The 18700-nt window shown below is 48.3% G+C and carries 20 protein-coding genes and 2 tRNA genes; 10 read left to right on the top strand and 12 right to left on the bottom strand.

Going from position 1 to position 18700, the window contains the following annotated elements; genetic code table 11:
• The first annotated feature begins 395 nt into the window (after positions 1-395).
• Both prxU and HRM2_RS16215 read left to right on the top strand, forming a co-directional pair.
• Entirely contained in the window at positions 396-1115 is a 720-nt protein-coding gene (prxU, locus tag HRM2_RS26110; RefSeq protein WP_015905124.1) for a thioredoxin-dependent peroxiredoxin, read from the top strand.
• Between the two features lie 280 nt (positions 1116-1395).
• Positions 1396-1605: a dodecin family protein gene (locus HRM2_RS16215; protein ID WP_015905123.1), complete on the top strand. Its 210-nt coding sequence runs from the start codon at positions 1396-1398 to the stop codon at positions 1603-1605.
• Between the two features lie 109 nt (positions 1606-1714).
• Here HRM2_RS16215 and HRM2_RS16210 read toward each other — a convergent pair.
• Positions 1715-1799: transfer RNA gene (locus HRM2_RS16210), tRNA-Leu, on the bottom strand.
• Positions 1800-2110: 311 nt separating this feature from the next.
• Positions 2111-3319, bottom strand: a complete 1209-nt coding sequence (locus HRM2_RS16205; protein ID WP_015905122.1) for a DEAD/DEAH box helicase — start codon at positions 3317-3319, stop codon at positions 2111-2113.
• A gap of 224 nt (positions 3320-3543) precedes the next feature.
• Between HRM2_RS16205 and HRM2_RS16200 the strand changes: the two genes are divergently transcribed.
• On the top strand, positions 3544-3744 hold the full coding sequence (locus HRM2_RS16200; protein ID WP_015905121.1) for a cold-shock protein: 201 nt from the start codon (positions 3544-3546) through the stop codon (positions 3742-3744).
• 57 nt (positions 3745-3801) lie between these two features.
• On the opposite strand, the gene HRM2_RS27135 is transcribed toward HRM2_RS16200, so the two are convergent.
• The 3 genes from HRM2_RS27135 to HRM2_RS16185 all read right to left on the bottom strand — a co-directional run bounded on the left by HRM2_RS27135 (position 3802) and on the right by HRM2_RS16185 (position 6005).
• Complete coding sequence (locus tag HRM2_RS27135; RefSeq protein WP_015905120.1) at positions 3802-4116, bottom strand: hypothetical protein; 315 nt, start codon at positions 4114-4116, stop codon at positions 3802-3804.
• Between the two features lie 210 nt (positions 4117-4326).
• Positions 4327-5832: an AMP-binding protein gene (locus tag HRM2_RS16190; protein ID WP_015905119.1), complete on the bottom strand. Its 1506-nt coding sequence runs from the start codon at positions 5830-5832 to the stop codon at positions 4327-4329.
• Positions 5833-5930: 98 nt separating this feature from the next.
• A tRNA-Gly gene (locus tag HRM2_RS16185) sits at positions 5931-6005 on the bottom strand.
• A 190-nt stretch (positions 6006-6195) separates the two neighbouring features.
• Between HRM2_RS16185 and HRM2_RS16180 the strand changes: the two genes are divergently transcribed.
• Together HRM2_RS16180 and HRM2_RS16175 are read left to right on the top strand one after the other, a co-directional pair.
• Positions 6196-7200, top strand: coding sequence for an NAD-dependent epimerase/dehydratase family protein (locus tag HRM2_RS16180; RefSeq protein WP_015905118.1), 1005 nt, complete (start codon positions 6196-6198; stop codon positions 7198-7200).
• On the top strand, positions 7197-8507 hold the full coding sequence (locus HRM2_RS16175; protein WP_015905117.1) for a YihY/virulence factor BrkB family protein: 1311 nt from the start codon (positions 7197-7199) through the stop codon (positions 8505-8507). Before HRM2_RS16180 ends, HRM2_RS16175 begins: the two co-directional genes overlap by 4 nt.
• On the opposite strand, the gene HRM2_RS16170 is transcribed toward HRM2_RS16175, so the two are convergent.
• The 5 genes from HRM2_RS16170 to HRM2_RS16150 form a co-directional block, all read right to left on the bottom strand.
• Positions 8504-9391 carry an HDOD domain-containing protein gene (locus tag HRM2_RS16170; protein ID WP_015905116.1) on the bottom strand — a complete coding sequence of 296 codons (888 nt, stop codon included), beginning with the start codon at positions 9389-9391 and terminating at the stop codon, positions 8504-8506. The genes HRM2_RS16175 and HRM2_RS16170 overlap by 4 nt on opposite strands.
• Positions 9381-9908, bottom strand: a complete 528-nt coding sequence (locus tag HRM2_RS16165) for a nitroreductase family protein (RefSeq protein ID WP_015905115.1) — start codon at positions 9906-9908, stop codon at positions 9381-9383. The genes HRM2_RS16170 and HRM2_RS16165 overlap by 11 nt, the downstream gene beginning before the upstream one ends.
• Positions 9909-9925: 17 nt before the next feature.
• Positions 9926-10321, bottom strand: coding sequence for an FxsA family protein (locus HRM2_RS16160; RefSeq protein ID WP_015905114.1), 396 nt, complete (start codon positions 10319-10321; stop codon positions 9926-9928).
• A 180-nt stretch (positions 10322-10501) separates the two neighbouring features.
• Positions 10502-12208 (bottom strand): FAD-dependent oxidoreductase, encoded by a 1707-nt coding sequence (locus HRM2_RS16155; RefSeq protein ID WP_015905113.1) that lies wholly within the window; start codon positions 12206-12208, stop codon positions 10502-10504.
• A gap of 63 nt (positions 12209-12271) precedes the next feature.
• The gene (locus HRM2_RS16150; RefSeq protein WP_015905112.1) at positions 12272-12565 is read right to left on the bottom strand and encodes a sulfurtransferase TusA family protein; all 294 of its coding nucleotides are present in this window, start codon (positions 12563-12565) and stop codon (positions 12272-12274) included.
• Positions 12566-12787: 222 nt separating this feature from the next.
• Here HRM2_RS16150 and HRM2_RS16145 point away from each other — a divergent pair, with 222 nt between their 5' ends.
• The 4 genes from HRM2_RS16145 to HRM2_RS16130 all read left to right on the top strand — a co-directional run bounded on the left by HRM2_RS16145 (position 12788) and on the right by HRM2_RS16130 (position 16127).
• Positions 12788-14161, top strand: coding sequence for a sigma-54 interaction domain-containing protein (locus tag HRM2_RS16145; RefSeq protein WP_015905111.1), 1374 nt, complete (start codon positions 12788-12790; stop codon positions 14159-14161).
• Positions 14162-14317: 156 nt separating this feature from the next.
• Positions 14318-14590: an RNA-binding S4 domain-containing protein gene (locus HRM2_RS16140; RefSeq protein WP_232364052.1), complete on the top strand. Its 273-nt coding sequence runs from the start codon at positions 14318-14320 to the stop codon at positions 14588-14590.
• Positions 14591-14602: 12 nt separating this feature from the next.
• Complete coding sequence (locus HRM2_RS16135; RefSeq protein ID WP_015905109.1) at positions 14603-15217, top strand: DUF2284 domain-containing protein; 615 nt, start codon at positions 14603-14605, stop codon at positions 15215-15217.
• Positions 15210-16127, top strand: a complete 918-nt coding sequence (locus tag HRM2_RS16130; RefSeq protein WP_015905108.1) for an amidohydrolase family protein — start codon at positions 15210-15212, stop codon at positions 16125-16127. Before HRM2_RS16135 ends, HRM2_RS16130 begins: the two co-directional genes overlap by 8 nt.
• Positions 16128-16149: 22 nt before the next feature.
• Here the strand turns inward: HRM2_RS16130 and HRM2_RS16125 are convergent, their stop codons facing one another.
• Both HRM2_RS16125 and HRM2_RS16120 read right to left on the bottom strand, forming a co-directional pair.
• Entirely contained in the window at positions 16150-16536 is a 387-nt protein-coding gene (locus HRM2_RS16125) for an Hsp20/alpha crystallin family protein (RefSeq protein ID WP_015905107.1), read from the bottom strand.
• Between the two features lie 31 nt (positions 16537-16567).
• On the bottom strand, positions 16568-17014 hold the full coding sequence (locus HRM2_RS16120) for an Hsp20/alpha crystallin family protein (RefSeq protein ID WP_015905106.1): 447 nt from the start codon (positions 17012-17014) through the stop codon (positions 16568-16570).
• Between the two features lie 914 nt (positions 17015-17928).
• On the opposite strand from HRM2_RS16120, the gene HRM2_RS16115 reads away from it, so the two are divergent.
• Positions 17929-18516, top strand: a complete 588-nt coding sequence (locus tag HRM2_RS16115) for an acyl-CoA thioesterase (protein WP_232364051.1) — start codon at positions 17929-17931, stop codon at positions 18514-18516.
• The last annotated feature ends 184 nt before the right edge of the window (positions 18517-18700 follow it).

Genomic DNA, 18700 nt, shown 5'->3' with positions numbered 1-18700 from the left:
TGACTGGTTTTAACAGCGGATTAATTATAATTTTTCTCCTAATACCTTGCCATGGTCCTGGCAGACTTTTATTTCCCCATTGCCTGCGATCATGGTCGTGGCGAGCTTCAAGGGCTCCAGTTCGGTCATCTTCATTTTTCTCCTTTTGTGTGTTGGTTCTATTTTTGAAAAAAGGAAGACTTATGAGAATAGACTTAGGACATAAATAGAGAGGAATCAGGTTTTTGTCAAGAAAAATAGAGCTATTCGGTGGAATGCTTAATTATAGATTCCCCTTGCACCGATGGAAAGCTAAGTATATAAAAATACTATAGCCTGAGTGTTTTAATCAGGCTTTTATCTATTTCAATCGTCGTATTTGCTTTATTCCATAACTATTAGATAGAGGAGGATTTATGGGGGAAGAACTAAAGGCTGGATGTGCCCGACCAACGGGTGGTCCGGTGGGAGAAACGGTTCCTGAAAAAAAATCTGAAATTGAAACTGAAAAAAAGGAGGTCTCATCCATGATAAAGGTTGGCAGAAAAGCACCTGACTTTACAGCACCCGGATATCAAAATGGTAAATTCACTAATGTCAAATTGTCAGATCACCTTGGCAAATGGGTTGTTCTCTGTTTTTATCCTGGTGACTTTACCTTTGTATGAGCCACAGAAATTTCAGCAGTTGCTGAAAAATATTCTGAGTTCAAGGATCTTGGCGTAGAGGTGTTGTCCATGAGTATTGACAGCATATTTGTACACAAGATGTGGAATGACCATGAATTGTCCAAAATGGTTGAAGGCGGGGTTCCCTTTCCCATGCTGTCCGATGCCGGTGGGAAGGTTGGAACGGTCTATGGGGTTTATGATGAGGATGCAGGTGTTGAAGCCCGGGGCCGGTTTCTTATTGATCCTGATGGCATTGTCCAGGGGTTTGAAGTGTTGACCCCGCCTGTGGGAAGAAATGTCAGCGAGACCTTCCGGCAGATTCAGGCTTTTCAGCTTGTCAGGGCCTCCAAGGGAACCGAGGCGACCCCGTCCGGCTGGCGCCCGGGCAAGGCTGTTCTCAAGCCCGGACCTGACTTGGTCGGTAATGTCTGGAAAGAGTGGAAAACTGAAATGGCCTTTGATTAAATGAAAACTGTCCAGGGGTCGGTGACGGCCCCTGGATATCGTTAACTGGCTATTTTTTTTTCGCAACCCCTTTACATGGATGGAACTGACCTGTTATTATAATAACCATCGTATCCCCAGAGTCTTTGGCCATGTCTTTAGTGATGTATTTTACAAGTATGTTTGGCGGGCAACCTGCTGTTCTTTGTTTCAATGATCAACAAGGGCAATTCAAAAAAGAAGCCATCAATAATATCATGGGGTCGGAGAGCGTTTTTCCCCTCCCCCAAAGGAGATGCAAATGGAAAACAGTGTATACAAAATCATCGAAGTCGTAGGGATGTCTGAGAAATCCTGGGAAGACGCTGCAAAAGCTGCCATCGCAACCGTGGACAACTCCGTAAGGGACATTCGTGTTGCCGAGGTCATCATGATGGACATGCGCCTGGAGGCCAACAGAATTGTGGCCTATCGCACGAAATTAAAGGTTTCTTTTAAACTTGAGAATTAGAAATTAAGCTGTTGAACAGGGTGCGGCAATAGCCCTTGTTTCTGTGCCCTGTTTTCTCAAACAAAAAAGAGCCACTGAAACAAATTATGTTCCAATGGCTCTTATATATTGGTGCCGAAGGGGAGACTTGAACTCCCACGGGTCGCCCCACACGCCCCTCAAGCGTGCGTGTCTACCTATTCCACCACTTCGGCATTGTTCGTTGAATTATCTGCTGGAAGGCTCAATTTTCGAGGACGCCCAACGTTTGATTCGAGGGGTTTATAACTCTAAAACGTGGGGTGTGTCAACAAAAAAATGGAAGGGGCTGAAGATTAATTTCCATGACCGGTGTTTTTGTCGGACTGTTTGAATGACCCTTTGCACCCTGTCATGGGGAGTCTGTTTGAGCATCAATGGGTATTGTCTGTATGTTTTGGGTTTATTAACCACCGGAAAAAAGAGGACAGGCAGCCCAGGCCCGGAGGTCTGAGCTGCCTTAAATCAGGGTGCGCAATCTGGAGGATTAACGACGGTACTGGGCGGATCTGTTTTGCCCGGCCGGCCTTTTGTTGCGGAACTCGGCGGGCTTGGCTGGAGTCTCCTGTACCTGGAAAAAGCCGTCCATGGTTTTTACCGGGATGTTGTGTTTGAGAAGTCTCTGGATCTCTTTGAGCTGTTTCTGCTCGTCACTGCAAACAAGGGAAAGGGCGATGCCGGTGGCGCCGGCTCTACCTGTCCGTCCAATTCTGTGGACATAATCCTCTGGTACGTTGGGAAGATCGTAGTTGACCACATGGGGAAGCATGTCAATATCAAGTCCCCTTGCTGCAATGTCAGTCGCCACAAGGGCTTTGATGCTTCCATTCTTGAAGTCGGCAAGGGCCCGGGTCCGGGTGGACTGGCTCTTGTTGCCATGTATGGCGGCAGCCTTGATTCCATCTGTGATAAGCTGTTTTGTTAACCGGTTTGCACCGTGTTTTGTGCGGGTGAATACCAGTACCTTGGTCCAGTTTTCATTCCTGATCAAGGTGGAGAGCAGTTCTCGTTTCTTTGTCTTTTGAACCGGATAAACTGCTTGGGTAACTCCGTCTGCAGCCTTGTTGGATGCCGAAACTTCAATGATCTTGGGGTTGTTGAGAAGGCCGTCGGCAAATCGTTTTATTTCGGTCGAATAGGTTGCGGAAAAGAGCAGGTTCTGTCTTTTCCCGGGCAGAAGTTTTAACACCTTTTTAATGTCGTGGATAAATCCCATGTCCAGCATCCGGTCGGCTTCGTCCAGGACAAGAATTTCCACCTTGGATAGATCCAGGGTCCTTCGTCCGGCATGGTCAAGGAGTCTGCCAGGTGTTGCAACAAGGATGTCGACGCCTTTTTTGAGTTTGTCTATCTGGGGCTGAATGCCGACACCACCGAAAACAACGGTGGACCGAAGATGGAGAGATCGGCCAAGGCTTTCAAAGCTGGCCTGGACCTGGGCTGCAAGTTCCCGAGTTGGTGCAAGTACCAGGCACCGCGGGGTGTATGTGCGTTTGCTGGTTTTGCTGAGCATCTCAAGGATGGGAAGAGCAAAGGCTGCGGTTTTTCCCGTGCCTGTCTGGGCTCCTGCAAGCACGTCTTCTCCCCTTAGGACAACGGGGATGGCTTGGTCCTGGATGGGTGTGGGTTCTTTGTAGCCTTCGGCCGCAACGGCACGTAACAGTTCAGCCCTGAGGCCAAAAATTTCAAATGACATATTATATATATTCCTGAATTCGCCCACCCATTACATCGTAATAGGCCAGTCTAGGCAAGGTAAGTTTTGTTGCATGAATTGGGGCTGGGGTGACACAACCGCGATACAGCAGGCACCGACCGGAAGGTGCAGGTGGTTAACTAAAAAAAGAATAATAACACATTATAAAAATAAATAATAGGAAAATAATTTTAAATTTTAAATATGACAGGGAGGTTGTCGCGATGGCTGAAGGCATCGTAAAATGGTTTAATGACTCAAAGGGCTTTGGTTTTATTGAGCAGGAAAACGGTCCGGATGTATATGTCCATCATACGGGTATAAATTCAACGAGTTTCAAACCCCTGAGCCAGGGAGACCGGGTTTCGTTTGAGATTGAAAATGGACAGAAAGGGACTGTTGCAGTTAATGTAACCGTTCTGTAGATAACAGGCTGATGTCTTTTGACACTCCGCCCCCCCCTGCCGGAGGGCGTGCCTTTTCTATTTTCTGCCCCTTGGGTCGTTGTTGTGGTTTTTAAATCCTGAAATAATCCAGTACGCTGCCCATCCTGCTGCAACAGGAATGATTCCTGCCAAAATAAAGCCGACGAAATTGTGTGCCCAGGGTTTGAGTATCAGTGCTGCGACTAGGGGCGTGATGATGGAAAGAATAATGCTGAGGCGCATTCGGCCTGACAAATGAATTTTTTTGCGTTTTTTTGTGTCTTTGACTCGTCCCCCGGACATAATCCTTGGGATGAATATGATTCCAATGATGATCAGCAGCAGTGTGAGAATTTCCTGTATACCAGCCAACAAACAACTCCTTTTCTTGTTTATGCATTAAACCTTAAACCATCAGGGGTAAGGGACTCAGAAATAAATAATTCCTCAATCTTGCTTGTCTTTCAGCTCGTCTTCTGCGTTGCATCAAAGGGCACATATTTCAATATGCTCCCTTTGATACGCCTTGAATACGAGCTGAAATCCTGCACCATATTTGTGGAATTATTTACATCTGAGCCCCTAAAGCGCTTTTACCTTGTTTCTGTCGATGTTGCCGTTTGCATCCCTGGGCAGGGAATCAACAAAAACGACCTGTCTGGGCTTTTTGTATCTTGCAATCCTTTCGCCCACAAATTCAATCAGGTCTTGTGCCGTGACTGCCGTGCTCGTGTTTAACACGCAGACAGCCTTGATGCCCTCCCCGAATTTCGGGTCAGGAACACCTATGACACAATTTTCTTTTATTCCCGGATGGGTCTGTATTACGGCTTCTACCTCGGCCGGGTAAACGTTTTCTCCCCCTGGCTTTATGAGTTCTTTTTCCGGTTTTCTGCCCTTAAACCAGAGAAAGCCCTCTGGATCGATCTGTCCCAGGTCGCCTGTGTGGTGCCAGCCGTTCTTAAATGTGGCGCAATCCAGTTTGCCCTTGTTCCAGAATCCCTGGAAAACAAGCGGTCCCCGGACACCGATCTCTCCCAGGGTGTCTGGAGGGGATTCTTTATCATTTTCATCGAGAATTGCAAGCCTTGATATCATTGCCTCCCTTCCGGCTGATCCCGGACGATCTTCGCTGTCTGACAGGGTGACAAAGCCCGATGTCTCACATTGACCATAGAGAACCCAGAAGCGGGAGCCGCTTATCCGGGTGAAGGCCTGGATGTTTTCAGGTGAATCAATTCCCGTGATGTTTTTCAGGGAGGAAACATCCACTGGTGAATCAATGAGCCGTTGGGTCAGGGTTGTCAAAATGGGGGGGAAACTTGCCATGAGGGTGATTCGTTCGCTTTCAATCAGGGCCAGGGCCTCTTCCGGGTTAAATTTTTCCATGACCACGTTGCTTCCTCCCATCTGCAATGTGGTAAAGGCAAGGTTTATTCCCGTGATGTGGAAGAGCGGCAGCATGTTCAGGTATCTGTCTGTCTGGGTGATGCCCATGGTAAGAGCGGTCTGGAGATTGCTTGTGATGATGTTGTCGTGGGACAAAACTGCGCCCCTTGGTGCCCCTGCCACTGCTGCCGTATAGAGCAGACAAAAGGGATCGTTTTTTCCGGCAGTGCTTTGGGGGGTAAAGGAGGGACCTTTGGGGCTTAAAAGTTCCTGAAAGGGTTGAAAAGATGCAGGGGTTTCATTGTCAAAGCAGATCTGTCTACCCTTGAACATACACCTGCCTGCGTGGATTTTGTCTGCAAACAGGATTTGTGCGTTTGAATCGTCCAGGATATAGTCGATCTCTTTGTCTGACAGGCGCCAGTTTATGGGTACCACAATGGCGCCCAGGGCTGCGGCACTGCCATAGACGGTGAGGTAGTCATTTCTGTTCATGGAAAGGATGGCGATGGTGTCGCCCTTTGAGATGCCAACGGCTGAAAGTCCCCAGGCAAGGGTGTTGACCCTGGAGAGAAGGGCTTTGTGGGTCAGGGTGTCGTGTTTGTCCTTTGCAGCGGTTTGGTCTGGAAAAAGGCGTGCATTCCTTTTGAAGATGTCATGGATGCCGTAGATGCCACAGGTCTGATGGGACATGTCCATTTTTTTTCTCCTGCATAGAGTAATAACATGGGAATATGTCTGTTTTTTGTGAAATCTGTATCAGGTGTGAAATTTAATATCAAGGAAGGTTTTTGGTTTGGAGCGGGAAACGGGATTTGAACCCGCGACTTCGACCTTGGCAAGGTCGCACTCTACCACTGAGTTATTCCCGCCCAAACGACTCGACTCTTCTACATGGACGGGGATTCAATGTCAAGGAAAAATTTGTGGAGATGGATATTTTTTTTAGGTATAGCCTGTCTGGGCTTTTTTAAAAAAAAGTTTTGAAACCCGGCCCTTTTTGTGGTTGAGTGTATCCGTGAGTTTAATTCATGAAATCAATCCATAAAAAAGGATGCAACTGTGGGGCATACAGACCATGAACGTGTTCTTGTCACAGGGGGGGGCGGTTTCCTTGGCAGGGCCATTGTGCGGCAGTTGAAGATGGCAGGTGATGTTGTGACCAGCTTCTCCAGGCAGTCTTACCGCGAACTTGATGACCTTGGTGTTCGCCAGATCCAGGGAGACCTTGCTGACCCCCAGGCCCTAAAACAGGCCTTTACAGGCGTTGATACCGTGTTCCATGTGGCTGCAAAACCCGGCATATGGGGGGATTTTGACGACTATTTCAGGGTCAATGTCACAGGAACCGAGAATGTGATCCAGGCCTGCGTTAGAAACAGGGTGAAACGGCTTGTTTACACAAGCTCCCCGAGTGTTGTATTTGACGGAAATCACATGGAAGGTGTGGACGAGAGTGTGGACTATCCAGGCCGGTTTCATGCGCCCTATCCTGAAACCAAGGCCATTGCTGAACAGCTTGTGCGAAGGGCTGATGGGGTTCTCACCATTGCTTTAAGGCCCCACCTCATCTGGGGGCCGGGGGACAACCACCTCTTTCCAGGGATCATCCGGCGTGCCGGGCGGCTGAGGAGAATAGGCGACGGAACCAACAGGGTTGACACCATCTATGTGGATAATGCGGCCCGTGCCCATATTCTTGCCCGGGATGCCCTGAAGAGAAACCCAACCCTTTCTGGAAATGTTTACTTTATCAGTCAGGACGAACCTGTTCTTTTGTGGGAGATGGTTGATACCTTTCTTGATGTGGCAGGATTTGGCCCGGTCAAGAAAACGATTTCCCCGGGCACAGCCTTTTTTATTGGCCGTAGTCTTGAGTTCTTTTACCGATTGTTTGCCGTGAAGCAGGAGCCACCCATGACCGGATTTGCCGCAAAGGAGCTTGCCACCTCCCACTGGTTTGACATATCAAGGGCAAAACAGGATCTTGGTTATCTGCCGCTCATATCAACAGAGGAGGGGCTTTCCCGCCTCAGGCAATGGGTCAGTTCGGGTGAAGAAAAATGAAAAGGCTCTCTGTTCGGATAAAAAAGAAGCTGACTGACCCTGCGCAATTGAGAAAAGAGCTCAAGGCGTTTGCTACAAGGGTCTTTCTCACTGTTGTTGCCGCAGTTAAGGGGTTTCAAAAGGACAACTGCATGCTCAGGGCATCGGCCCTTACTTTCTACACCCTTCTTTCCATTGTTCCTGTCATGGCCATGGCCTTTGGTATTGCCAAAGGCTTCGGGTTTGAAACGATGCTGAGAAAGGAAATCCTGTTACGGCTTGCCGGCCATGAGGAAGCGGCCCAGCGGATCATTGACTTTTCAGGAACGCTCCTGGCCGAGACAAAGGGCGGGGTTATGGCGGCCGTTGGAGTGATTTTTCTGGCCTGGGCCGTGGTCAAGATGCTCGGTCACATGGAGGATGCCTTCAATACCATCTGGTGGATCAAGAAAGGCCGCACCCTGGTGCGAAAGTTCAGTGATTATCTGGGGCTTCTTTTTGTCGCCCCGCTGTTGTTGATTCTTTCCGGAAGTACAACCGTATTTATTCTCACTCGTTTGAAGGTCTTTTTTGAAGCTACCGGAGGGGTGGTTTTTGTGGAACCCTTTGTCTTTTTCTTTGTCAAGCTCCTCCCTTTTTTTACGATATGGATTCTCTTTTTTTTCCTCTATATGTTCATGCCCAATAAAAAGGTAGATATCAGGGCTGCCGTCATGGGCGCTTTGATTGCAGGCGGTGTATACCAGATGGGGCAGATGATCTATTTTCGTTTCCAGGTGGGCGTGTCCCACTACAATGCCATTTATGGTAGTTTTGCAGCACTTCCCCTGTTTCTTATCTGGCTCCAGGCCAGCTGGGTTCTCCTTCTTCTGGGAGCAGAAATTGCCTTTGTATGGGAGGGCCGAAGGTCCTTGAATGAAAAGGAGGGGGCCTATGAACAGATGAGCATGCGAACCCGAAAAATCCTCTGTTTAGGGATAGTCCTTGTCTGTGTTCAGCGTTTTTCCAGGGGATTGAAAGCGCCCTCGGACAGTGAGATTGCACAAGAGCTTGAAATTGCACTGGGGGTGGTCAGGATGCTGCTGGACGATCTTGTTGAATGTAATATTCTGGCCGAGATCACGACCCCATCTGGAGACAGGTTTCAGCCTGCCATGGATCTGGAATTCATGACCGTGATGACGGTGATTAATGCATTGGAGGTCCATGGGGAGACCGAGGTTGAAATTCCTGGAACCATGGAGTTTGAGGCACTCACCCATGCCGTGGATCTTCTTAGCGGGGCGGTTTCAAATGCTCATGGAGATCGCCGACTCAAGGATATTTAAAAGTCGGTGGTGATCTCAAAAAATTCTTTGATCTGTTCTTCTTTTTTGATCAGCATTTCGACAATAAGTCTGAGGGTATTCTCATTGAGACCTGTCTTCTTGGCGGCATTGACCACTGCCACTGGTACCGGGTTGCCGCTGTGGCCGATGTGGGCCTTGTGGCACAGATACTCGGCCATGTTGACGATAAGGGCGTGGTGACGGTAAGCCACCGGGGAAGCTTCGGGGTTGTGGTGGAACCTGCAGGGATAGAGGATGTTGTCAGGAAATTGCCACCGCCGCATGAGAAGTCCGGCAAGAATGGCATGATCCATGCCGAAAACAGAAGGTTCAACCCGGTAGAGTGTATCCTGCCTCTCCATGGCCAACTCCCTCACCATTTTATATTCGTCCTTGAAGAAGAGGGAAAAGATAACCTTGCCCATGTCGTGGAGAAGCCCGGGTATGAAGATTTTTTTGGCAATGGCCGTGTTGGTGCGGGTTGCAATGTCCTTGGCTGCCGTGGCTGTTCCAATGGAGTGTATCCACAGGGCCTTCATGTCCAGGGTCAGGCCCGTGGTTTTATCTGCAAATGTCGACAATAGTTTCATTCCAAGGGTAATGCCGATGACCTCATCAAAACCGATGACCGAGATGGATCTCTTTATGGAATCCACCGTTGTTCTCTGTCCATAGTAGACGGAATTGGCAAGTTTCAGCAGTTGATGGGTGATTCCCGGATCATGGGAGATGATCGCTGCAAGCTCTTCGGTGGACGTCTTTGGATTGGACGCAGCCCTGAGGATCTGGGTTATGATTACCGGAAGGGCGGGCAGGTTGGTATCCCCCCGTTTTATTAAGGCGAGGATCTTTTTTTGGACGACTGATGGTGAATCACTCTTCATAGTGGTTTAAATGAACTTTTTCCAATTCAAGGCTTGCAGCCGGGTGGGGGGGCTTTTCTTCGGCAGGATAACCGATGGCAAGAATAGACGCTACCTTAAGGTTTTCCGGGATCGACAGCAGTTCCCGGACGTATTCATCTGAACTGGTGGTCTTGTCATGCTCCCTTCGACGGATTTGTATCCAGCAGCTGCCAAGCCCCAGGGCCTGGGCCCCCAACTGGATGAGGATGGCAGCAATTGAGCAGTCTTCAACCCAGACGTCGCTTGTTTCAGCATCTCCGAGTACCACAATTCCCAGGGGAGCCTCTCTTAAAAAGGCGGCCCCATGGGGTTTGGCACACGACAGTTGGGCAAGCATGGCAGGGTCGTCAACGACCACGAACCGCCAGGGATTGAATCCCCTGGAAGAGGGAGATCTCAAGGCTGTTTCAATGAGTCGGTCAATTTTCATACGTTCAACGGGATCAGATTTGAACCTTCGTATGCTTCGTCTTCGTTCAACAAGATCAAAGAACATGTTTTTCCTTCTTGTTTTTAGTGGAAACGGGTGATGTTTATGTCGCCGCGGGCATTGAGTTCATCTATTTTTTGTCGTAGAAACCGTTTGAAGGTCTCCCGTGTGACAGGCCAGAGCAGCAGCAGTCCGGAGATGTCGGTCAGAAGTCCGGGGGTGATAAGGAGGATGCCTGCAACAAAAATGATCAGGGCATCCAGAAGGTCTTCGGCCGGCATGGTGCCCTGTTCAAGGCTCGTTCTTACCTTGAACATGGTGTTCATTCCCTCCATCCGGGCAAGCCATGCGCCAAAAAAGCCCGTGGCAATGACCAGCAGGACGGTGTTAAAGCTTCCAAGTACACTGCCGATTTTGATGAGCAGATAGATTTCCACAACAGGGATGAGGGTAAAGCAAAGAAATAGTTTTAAAAGCATATTAATAAACTCCCTAAGTATTTTTTCCTTTTGACAAGGTTAGAATGAAACGTCCGTTGTCAAGAAAATTTCCCTGCCGTAATGTACAGGTTTCGGCAGTTTGTTTCAAGAAGTTTAGAAACCAGGGGCGCACCGGGAATAAAATCCGGTGCGCCGTTTAATCTGGAATTGGGGCAGGGGTTAAATCAGGGGGGGATGAACGGCAATGATCATTCCGTAGCCGCCCTGGATGTTTAATGTACGGTTTTTGCCTTTTGCTGCAAGTACCAGTTGTGCCTCGTAGGACCTGGGACCTGATCCGCATAGAATACAGAGCTCTTCGTCGGTGGGTATTTCGTCAGTCCTTTGCCTGAGCTCGTCCTGGGGAATGTTGATCCAGCGATCGCCGTATTTTTCCACAAAGGGATCGGCCTGGACCTTGCTTCTGACATCAAGCACCCGGGTCTCTTTTGCTTCAAATTTTTTAATAAATTCAATGGCATCAATGGGGTTGTGGGTGCCTTCCAAAATGTTATCAAGGGAGTTTGCCACGTTGTTGATGATATCCATTGCCGAGGCATAGGGTGGAGAGTAACCCGCTTCGAGTGTACATATGTCAGATACATCCGCCCGGTACTGGAAAAGGGGTGCTATGGCATCCACCCTGGACTTGACGGCATCCCCCTGGGGACCTGCTGCCTCAACGCCAAGGACCCTTCGGGTTCGCCTGTCTGCAATGAGTTCCATGTACATGAATTCGGAATCCGGATAAAAATGGGCCCTGTCTGACTGGGCAACGGTGGAATATGCCGGATCAAATCCTGCAGCCTTTGCCTGATCAAAGGTAAGGCCCGCCGTTGCAAACGCCATTTCGAACACCTTTATGCAAAAGGTTCCCACTGTGCCCTTGAATTGTTCACACCGGCCGTTGATGTTTGATGCGATGATCCTGCCCTGGCGGTTGGCAAGGCTTCCCAGGGGCATGAGGAGGGTCTGGCCGTTGACAAGGTTCATTACCTCGATACAGTCTCCTCCTGCATAGATGTCTGGATCTGTGGTCCGCATGCATTGGTCCACAATAATTCCCCGGTTTTTTCCTATGGCAAGACCGGCATTTGCGGCAAGTTCAGAGTTTGGCCGAATACCAGTGGCGAGGATCACAAGCTGGCAGGGAAGGGTGCCTGCGGTGGTTTCAACAGATTCCACACCGGTTTCTTCTGTGCCGTTGATCCTGAGAACCCGCTCACCAATGAGCATTTTCACACCGTGGTCTGTGAGCTGTTTTTGGGCAATTGTGGCTATGTTGCGACCAAGGGCCTGGGGTAGAACCCGTTCTGCCATTTCAACGATGGTTGTATCAACGGCCCAGAGGTCTGTCAGGGCTTCAGCCATCTCGATCCCAATGGCTCCGGCACCAATAACAACTGCGTTCTCAACCTCTCCCTTTGAGATCATATCCTTGATGGCTTTTGCCTGGTGCAGGTTTGATACGGGAAAAACCTGGGGAAGGGTGACACCCGGGAAGGGTGGTTGAACCGGGGTGGCACCGGTTGCGATCACAAGCTTGTCATAGGGAAGGTCTTCATCCCTGTTTTCGTCCAGGTGGCGGATGGTGAGGGATTTTTTCTTCCGGTCGATGGAAATGGCCTCGGCCCGGGTGATTACGTTTATTCCTTTGACCATTTCAAAAAATGCCTTGTCCCTGATGGCATGGGCAATGGTGGAATAGAGGCCTTCAAGGTCTGCCACGTCTCCGCCCACATAATAGGGGATTCCGCATCCACCATAGGAGATGAGGTTGTCCCGGTCTATCAGGGTTATGGTTGCATCAGGATCAATGCGTCTTAATCTGCATGCGACCTTGGGTCCCAGGGCCACAGCTCCGATGATGATTACACGTTTGGACATTCGTTCTCCTTAAGGTTGCTCTGGTTTAATAATGGTGCCGCATGACAGAACGAAGGGTTCGTTTCAGTCATTTTTTTCTCCACTGGTTGATACCTTCCTGAGTTGAATTTTGAACCAGGAATTGCCTGGGCCTATTTCATTCATCTCTTTTATTTCAATGATCTCCCAGGAATTTCTGGGAAGGATCTTTTTGACCTGGGCCAGGGTCTCGGGGTTGCTCCACAGCACCTCAAGTACCTGCTGTTGTTCCATGTGCCGAAAGGCATTGCTCACCTTGAGCAGGGTAAACGGTGAGATCCCTTTTCTAAGGTCCAGAAGTCTGTCTGCGACGTTTTTTCTATCTGGTTCACTTAACATGGTATAGTCAGAACAGCAATTTAAATGCCATCATGGATAAAAAAGATGTCGAAGACCCCCAGTTCTTTTTATGACACTCCTTCCTGCGCCCTGTTCGGTTAAAAAAAATATGGTCCCCATGGTTCTGGCCAATGATTTACATGGGGAGACGATTGATTAAAGGGGATGAATGTGTTAACAAGGTGAACGGTAAACGTTTAAAAAATGAACACAAGGTGTAAAATGTCTGAACACGAACTGAATCGATATTGGAAAACAGTGGTGGAAACCCTCCAGGACGGCATCATGATCGTTGATACCGCTGGAATCATTGTATTTGTCAACACGGCCTTTGAAAGAATCACAGGTTACCTCCAGGATGAGATAATCGGGCAGCCGTGCACCATTTTGAATTGCAGCCTGTGCAAAGTTTCCCGCCAGTGTGATGATTGTAACTGGTGTGTGTTGTTCCGGGAGGGGTGGATGAACAACACACAGTGTACCATTGTCCACAAGAACGGCACTCCCAGGCCCATACTTAAAAATGCTTCGATTCTTACCGGGGAGGATGACCGGGTCCTTGGGGCTGTGGAAACCCTGACGGATATATCAGCCATTGTTGAAAAAGATGCCAAGATCGAAGGCTTTCGCAAGGCCCTGGAATCCATGGAAAGTTTCCAGGGGATCATTGGAAGCTCGTCGGCCATGCAGCAGGTGTTTGATCTGGTTGCCAATGCGGCTCAGTCCGATGCCCCTGTGATCATCTATGGAGAGAGTGGCACGGGTAAGGAAATGGTGGCAAGGGCCATACACGAGATCAGCGACCGTGGAAAAGAACCTTATATAAAGGTCAACTGTGCAGCCCTCAACGAATCCATTCTTGAGAGTGAGCTGTTCGGCCATGTCAAGGGGGCCTTTACCGGAGCTGTGTACGATCGGGAGGGAAAGTTTGAGGCAGCGGGAAACGGGGATATTTTTCTGGATGAGATCGGAGATCTTTCCCTGTCCACCCAGGTGAAACTTCTCCGGGTCCTTGAGGAAAAGGTGGTGGAACGGGTGGGGGAGAACCGATCCATTGATATTGGTGCACGGATTATTACGGCCACCAACAGGGATCTTCGTTCCCTTGTGGCCCAGGGCAGGTTCAGGGAGGATTTTTACTACAGGATCAACGTCATTCCCATCTGGATACCGCCCCTCAGGGAACGTATCGGGGATATCCCTTTGCTTGCCGAGGCTTTTTTCCGCCGGATCAGACTCAAGAGTGGAAAAGAGTTTATCCAGGGGATTTCAAGCCAGGCCTTTGAACTTTTAACCCGTTATCCCTGGCCGGGAAATGTCAGGGAGCTCAAGAGTGCCTTTGAATTCGCCTTTGTCACCTGCCGGGAACCCATGATAAAACCGGCCCATCTTCCCATGAATATCACAACCCATGAAAATTTTTCCGGCAGCAGTCCTGCTGCGGAACCGTCCATGGGGGAGGATTTGGATTCCATCAAACGGACGCGGCTCGTCAAGGCCCTGGACCAGGCCATGGGCAACAAAACCCGGGCAGCGAAGATCCTGGGGCTTTCAAGGACCAGTGTGTGGAATCAGATGAAACGTTATGGTATATGATTTTTTATACCAGGTGGAATCATTGATGGGCAATTTTTTGCCCAAACATGGGTTTTCGGTCAGCCACTAATTATGAATTTAAACTGACGCCCCTTGTTGACTACCATAATTAGAATTGTTGTGGTTGCAAATTCATCGTTGATCAGGGGCGGACAAGTGTATATACTTACAGCTTTGCAGGTTGCGATCAACCCCATAACACAAGGGATGCCCATGGCCGTGCGTGATGTACAGATTGAAAGGGAGCCTGTTGAGCTCTATAAAATCTTGAAATTTGAAAACCTGGTCATGAGCGGTGGTGAGGCAAAACATGTCATTACCCAGGGTATGGTGACCCTCAACGGTCAGGTTGAGACCCGGAAGCGAAAGAAAATTTTTGCCGGGGATGTTATTCTATTTGGACAAGAAGTCCTGAAAATTACCCTATAGGAGTCATTGCGGATGGATAATCAGGGCCGAAAAGAAAAAATCCTGGCCCATGCAGCAGCCCTTGGCACAAGCGGTGCCAAAATTATTGACCCTGGCCAGGTGCCGGTGGACAATAAATTTGTCGGGTTTTGCAAACACTGCCCGGGGTATGGCAGCTCCATGAGCTGTCCCCCAAATGTCAAGGGCCCGGACTGGTTTCGGGAGTACCTGAAAACCTTTGACCAGGTGCTGGTATTCAAGTTCGATGTGCCAACCCCGGTACTGCTCTCGGACGATCGCCACCAGGTGACCCGGTTGATCCATGAAACCGCTGCCGGAATCGAAGTCTTTGCCACGGCCAACGGCTATGCCAGGGCCCATGGGTTTGCAGGTGGGTCCTGCAAGCAGGTGTTCTGCGGTCAATATCTTGAGTGCCGGGTGCTTTCGGGTGATGGGCTGTGTCGTAACCCTGATCTGGCGCGCCAATCCATGTCCGGCATGGGGGTTGATTTTATGAAACTCACCAGGATCCTTGGCTGGAAAATGGAGACGATCACACGCGCAACTGATTCTGAAAAGATTTCCATGGGGATGATGGTGGGAATGGTTCTTCTGGAGGAAGATCGGGGAGAGCCCCTCCATGGATAAAAAAAAAGGCCATGGATATCTTGGTCTGAAAACCCCCTTACCGGGATTGAACGATCCTGAAGGACATTGGGTCCCTGCAACCATGGACCGGGTGATTGACAGCCATGTCCATCTTTTTCCCCGGAAGATATTTGCTGCCGTGTGGAAATGGTTTGGCGTGCATGGATGGCCCGTGCGTTATCAATTGGGTTCGTCCGAGCTTTTGAATTTCCTTTTTGACCGGGGCATCACCCATGTGGTGGCCTTTCAATACGCACACAAACCGGGAATTTCAGACTGGCTCAACAATTATATGATCGAAAAGGTGGCTGAGTTTAAAGGTCGTGTCACCGGTCTTGCAACGGTATTTCCCGGAGAGGACGGGGCTGTTGAAATTTTGAATTCAGCATTTGACAGGGGGTTGAAGGGGGTGAAACTCCACGTCCATGTTCAGTGCTTTGACCCTGTTTCCAGGATTATGGAACCCATTTACGCCCTTTGTTCGGCAAAGAAAAAACCTTTGGTGATCCATGCGGGAAGGGAGCCCAAAAGTCCTGCATACGCCTGTGATCCCCATGGGCTGTGCTCGGCAGACAGGATCAAGCAGGTAATAACCAGATATCCGGATTTAAGGTTGTGCGTTCCCCATTTTGGCATGGACGAGTATGAACCCTACTGCCGGATGATCCACGACCATGATAATCTATGGGTGGACACAGCCATGGCCATTACCGATTACCTGCCCGCTGATACCTGCCTGGAACTTTTGGCCCAGCGGTCGGACCGGATACTCTATGGATCTGATTTCCCCAACATTCCCTATGCCTGGGACCGGGAGCTTAAATGTGTTGAGAGCTCGGCCATTTCCAGTAAAGCCATTCAACAAATTCTCTGGAAAAATGCTGCCGAGCTCTTTGACATACCGGACTAGGCCCGGATAATGAAACCATCATTTATGCTGCTTTGATTTCAATCTGTCTTGGTTTTGATGCTTCTGATTTGGGTAGATGCAGCCGCAACACACCATCCTTAAGCTCTGCATTGACCTTGTCTACATCAATGGTCTGGGGGACTGAAAAACTTCTGGTATACTCGGCATCGCCAAATTCAACCCAGTTAACAGCGCCCTTATTTTCCATTTTTCTGAGGCCTGACAGGTGCAACTTGCCATTGTCAATGTTGATGGTGATCTTGTCTTTTTCCACGCCGGGCATGTCCACATGGAGCAGGATCTCATTGTCGTTTTCATAGATATCCACCAGGGGAACGACCTTTGGGGGAATGCGTTTTACGTCCGGAGTTGCTGATTCTTTTTTTGTGATTTCTTTTGACTCGTTCATTTTAAACCTCCATTCGTTTGGGTGTCGGTGTTTATCCGATTGTAATTTGTCTTGGTTTTGCAGCTACAGTCTTGGGCAGTCTTAGAAATAGAATTCCGTTTTTCATGAGGGCCTCGGCCTTTTCAGAGTCAACTTCCGCAGGTAATGTAAAGCTTCTTGAAAAATTGTTGATCCCCCGTTCCGTCCTCAAGGGGGTATAGCCTTCTGGCACGTCTGATTTTGCCGTTCCATTGATTTCAAGATAATTGCCCTGGATCTTGACGCTGATATCCTCCTTGGAAAAAGCGGGTATCTCGGCTACGATGTCAAGGTTTTCTCCCGTGTCATAGAGGTTGGTTTTGGGGAAATAATCCACGGTCCCCCAAACCGGATTATCCTCGTATGGTCTGCCATAGCCACTAAACAATCTGTCTAATTTTCCTTGAAGAAGATCCATGGTTCCGAACATCCTGTCGATATCCTTCCAGTTTGTGAACATCTTGATTCCTCCTTTTATTCCAGTGGATGGTTGCTGGGCTGTTTGCCCTGTTCTGTTTCTTGAATACAATAATATGTATAAAAAAAATCATGTCAATAAAAACACCATTACTTTTATCTTTAAAAGTCGTTTTATTACTTTATATGTTTATTCTATCTTTAGTAATTAGACCTTTTGGCAACATCTTGCCCACTTTCTAAGGGTTCACTCAAAAACAAATTACCAATTTTGGGGGTCAAGTCGCCTGCCCTGCAAGGCGTGAAAATGCAGGCATATCAGGAATACGCCGAATTTTCACAACGCGTCAGGGCTGGATGAATTGGCCTCCAAAATGTAAAGTTATTTTTGAGTGGGCCCTAAGTTGAACCAAAGTGCAATAATGCAGGCCTATCCCATATAAACAGTCAATTCCCAAGGTTGAATCTCTTAATGTTCAGCCATTGGACACTGACTGCCCCCCCCCATGTTTACTTTAATGATTAGAAATGCAGTAAATTCAGTCAATGTCTTGACTTAACAACACGGGTTGTCTAAAAGAGATATGCTTAGACAGATGTTTTCATTAAAAAAACACCTGTCAAAAAAATGGCAGTATAGCCGAGGGTTTGGGCAGATATTTTCCACGGGAGGATCAAGCTATATTTCATATCTAACTCAAATGGTTGTAATTAAAGGAGGTTTTTAGTTTATATATGCGTTGGCATCAAAGTTGCTAAGACAGGTCGTGGCATTTGATTTGACATGACTTGTAAACATTGGAAAAGGAAACTAAAATGTTGATGCAACTGAGAACCCCCCGGCTAAGGAAACCGATTAAAGCAACTTTGGAAAACGGTACTGGTATCATCGAGAACATTTCAACATCCGGTGGATTTTTGAAAACAGACTGTGAACTCCCGCAAGACCGATTCCATATGAAGTTAAAAGTAATGGGATGTAAAATAATAAAGATCAATTGTGAACCGAAATGGAACAATGCATCGGGTGTCGGGTTCAAAATTTTAAATATTGAACATTCAAAGCAGGCCCTTTTCAATACCTATCTGGAAAACCAGTTCCAGTCATTGGAAGAATATGGGGATAGCCGGGTTTTTACAACCGAGATTCAGGTGACCCTCAAGGATACCAATGTGTTTGGAAACGTTTATTTCAGCAATTATATTGAATACCAGGGGGTCATCAGGGAAAAGTTTTTATTGACCACGGTTCCGGATCTCCATGAGCTGCTTGCCCAGAGCCGGATTCGTCTGGTTACCGTGGATACCTACAACCGGTTTGTCAACAATGCGTATTTTGGTGATACCCTGCTGATGGAGCTTACGGCATCGGAGATAAACGGCGCCACCTGTAAATTGAATATTTCTTTTAAAAATAAAGACACGGGTCAGCTGGTCGGTCAGGGGTATCAACGATTCTGTGTGGTCAGTGCTGGAGGAAAAGTGATAAGAATACCAGAAGTTCTGTTAAATCCCCTGGATTTTTTCCAGGAGGTTGAAGATTAACTGCAAATGCAATATTTAAGCGCAGTCCTCCCTTTATTTTCAGCGATTTTGTTCTTGTGCCTGGGAATCTGCGTTTATTTTCTGTCCAAAGGAAAATTGAGGGGGGTCTTTTTAAGGTTCTGCTATATCATTTTTCACTGGCAGTTTTCATGGTTCATTCTTTTTTCGCTTCCCAACAGCAGTT

This window comes from Desulforapulum autotrophicum HRM2 (assembly GCF_000020365.1).
GTDB lineage: Bacteria > Desulfobacterota > Desulfobacteria > Desulfobacterales > Desulfobacteraceae > Desulforapulum > Desulforapulum autotrophicum.
Note: the sequence above shows the minus strand (reverse complement) of the source record. Positions and strands in the feature narration are given on the sequence as shown.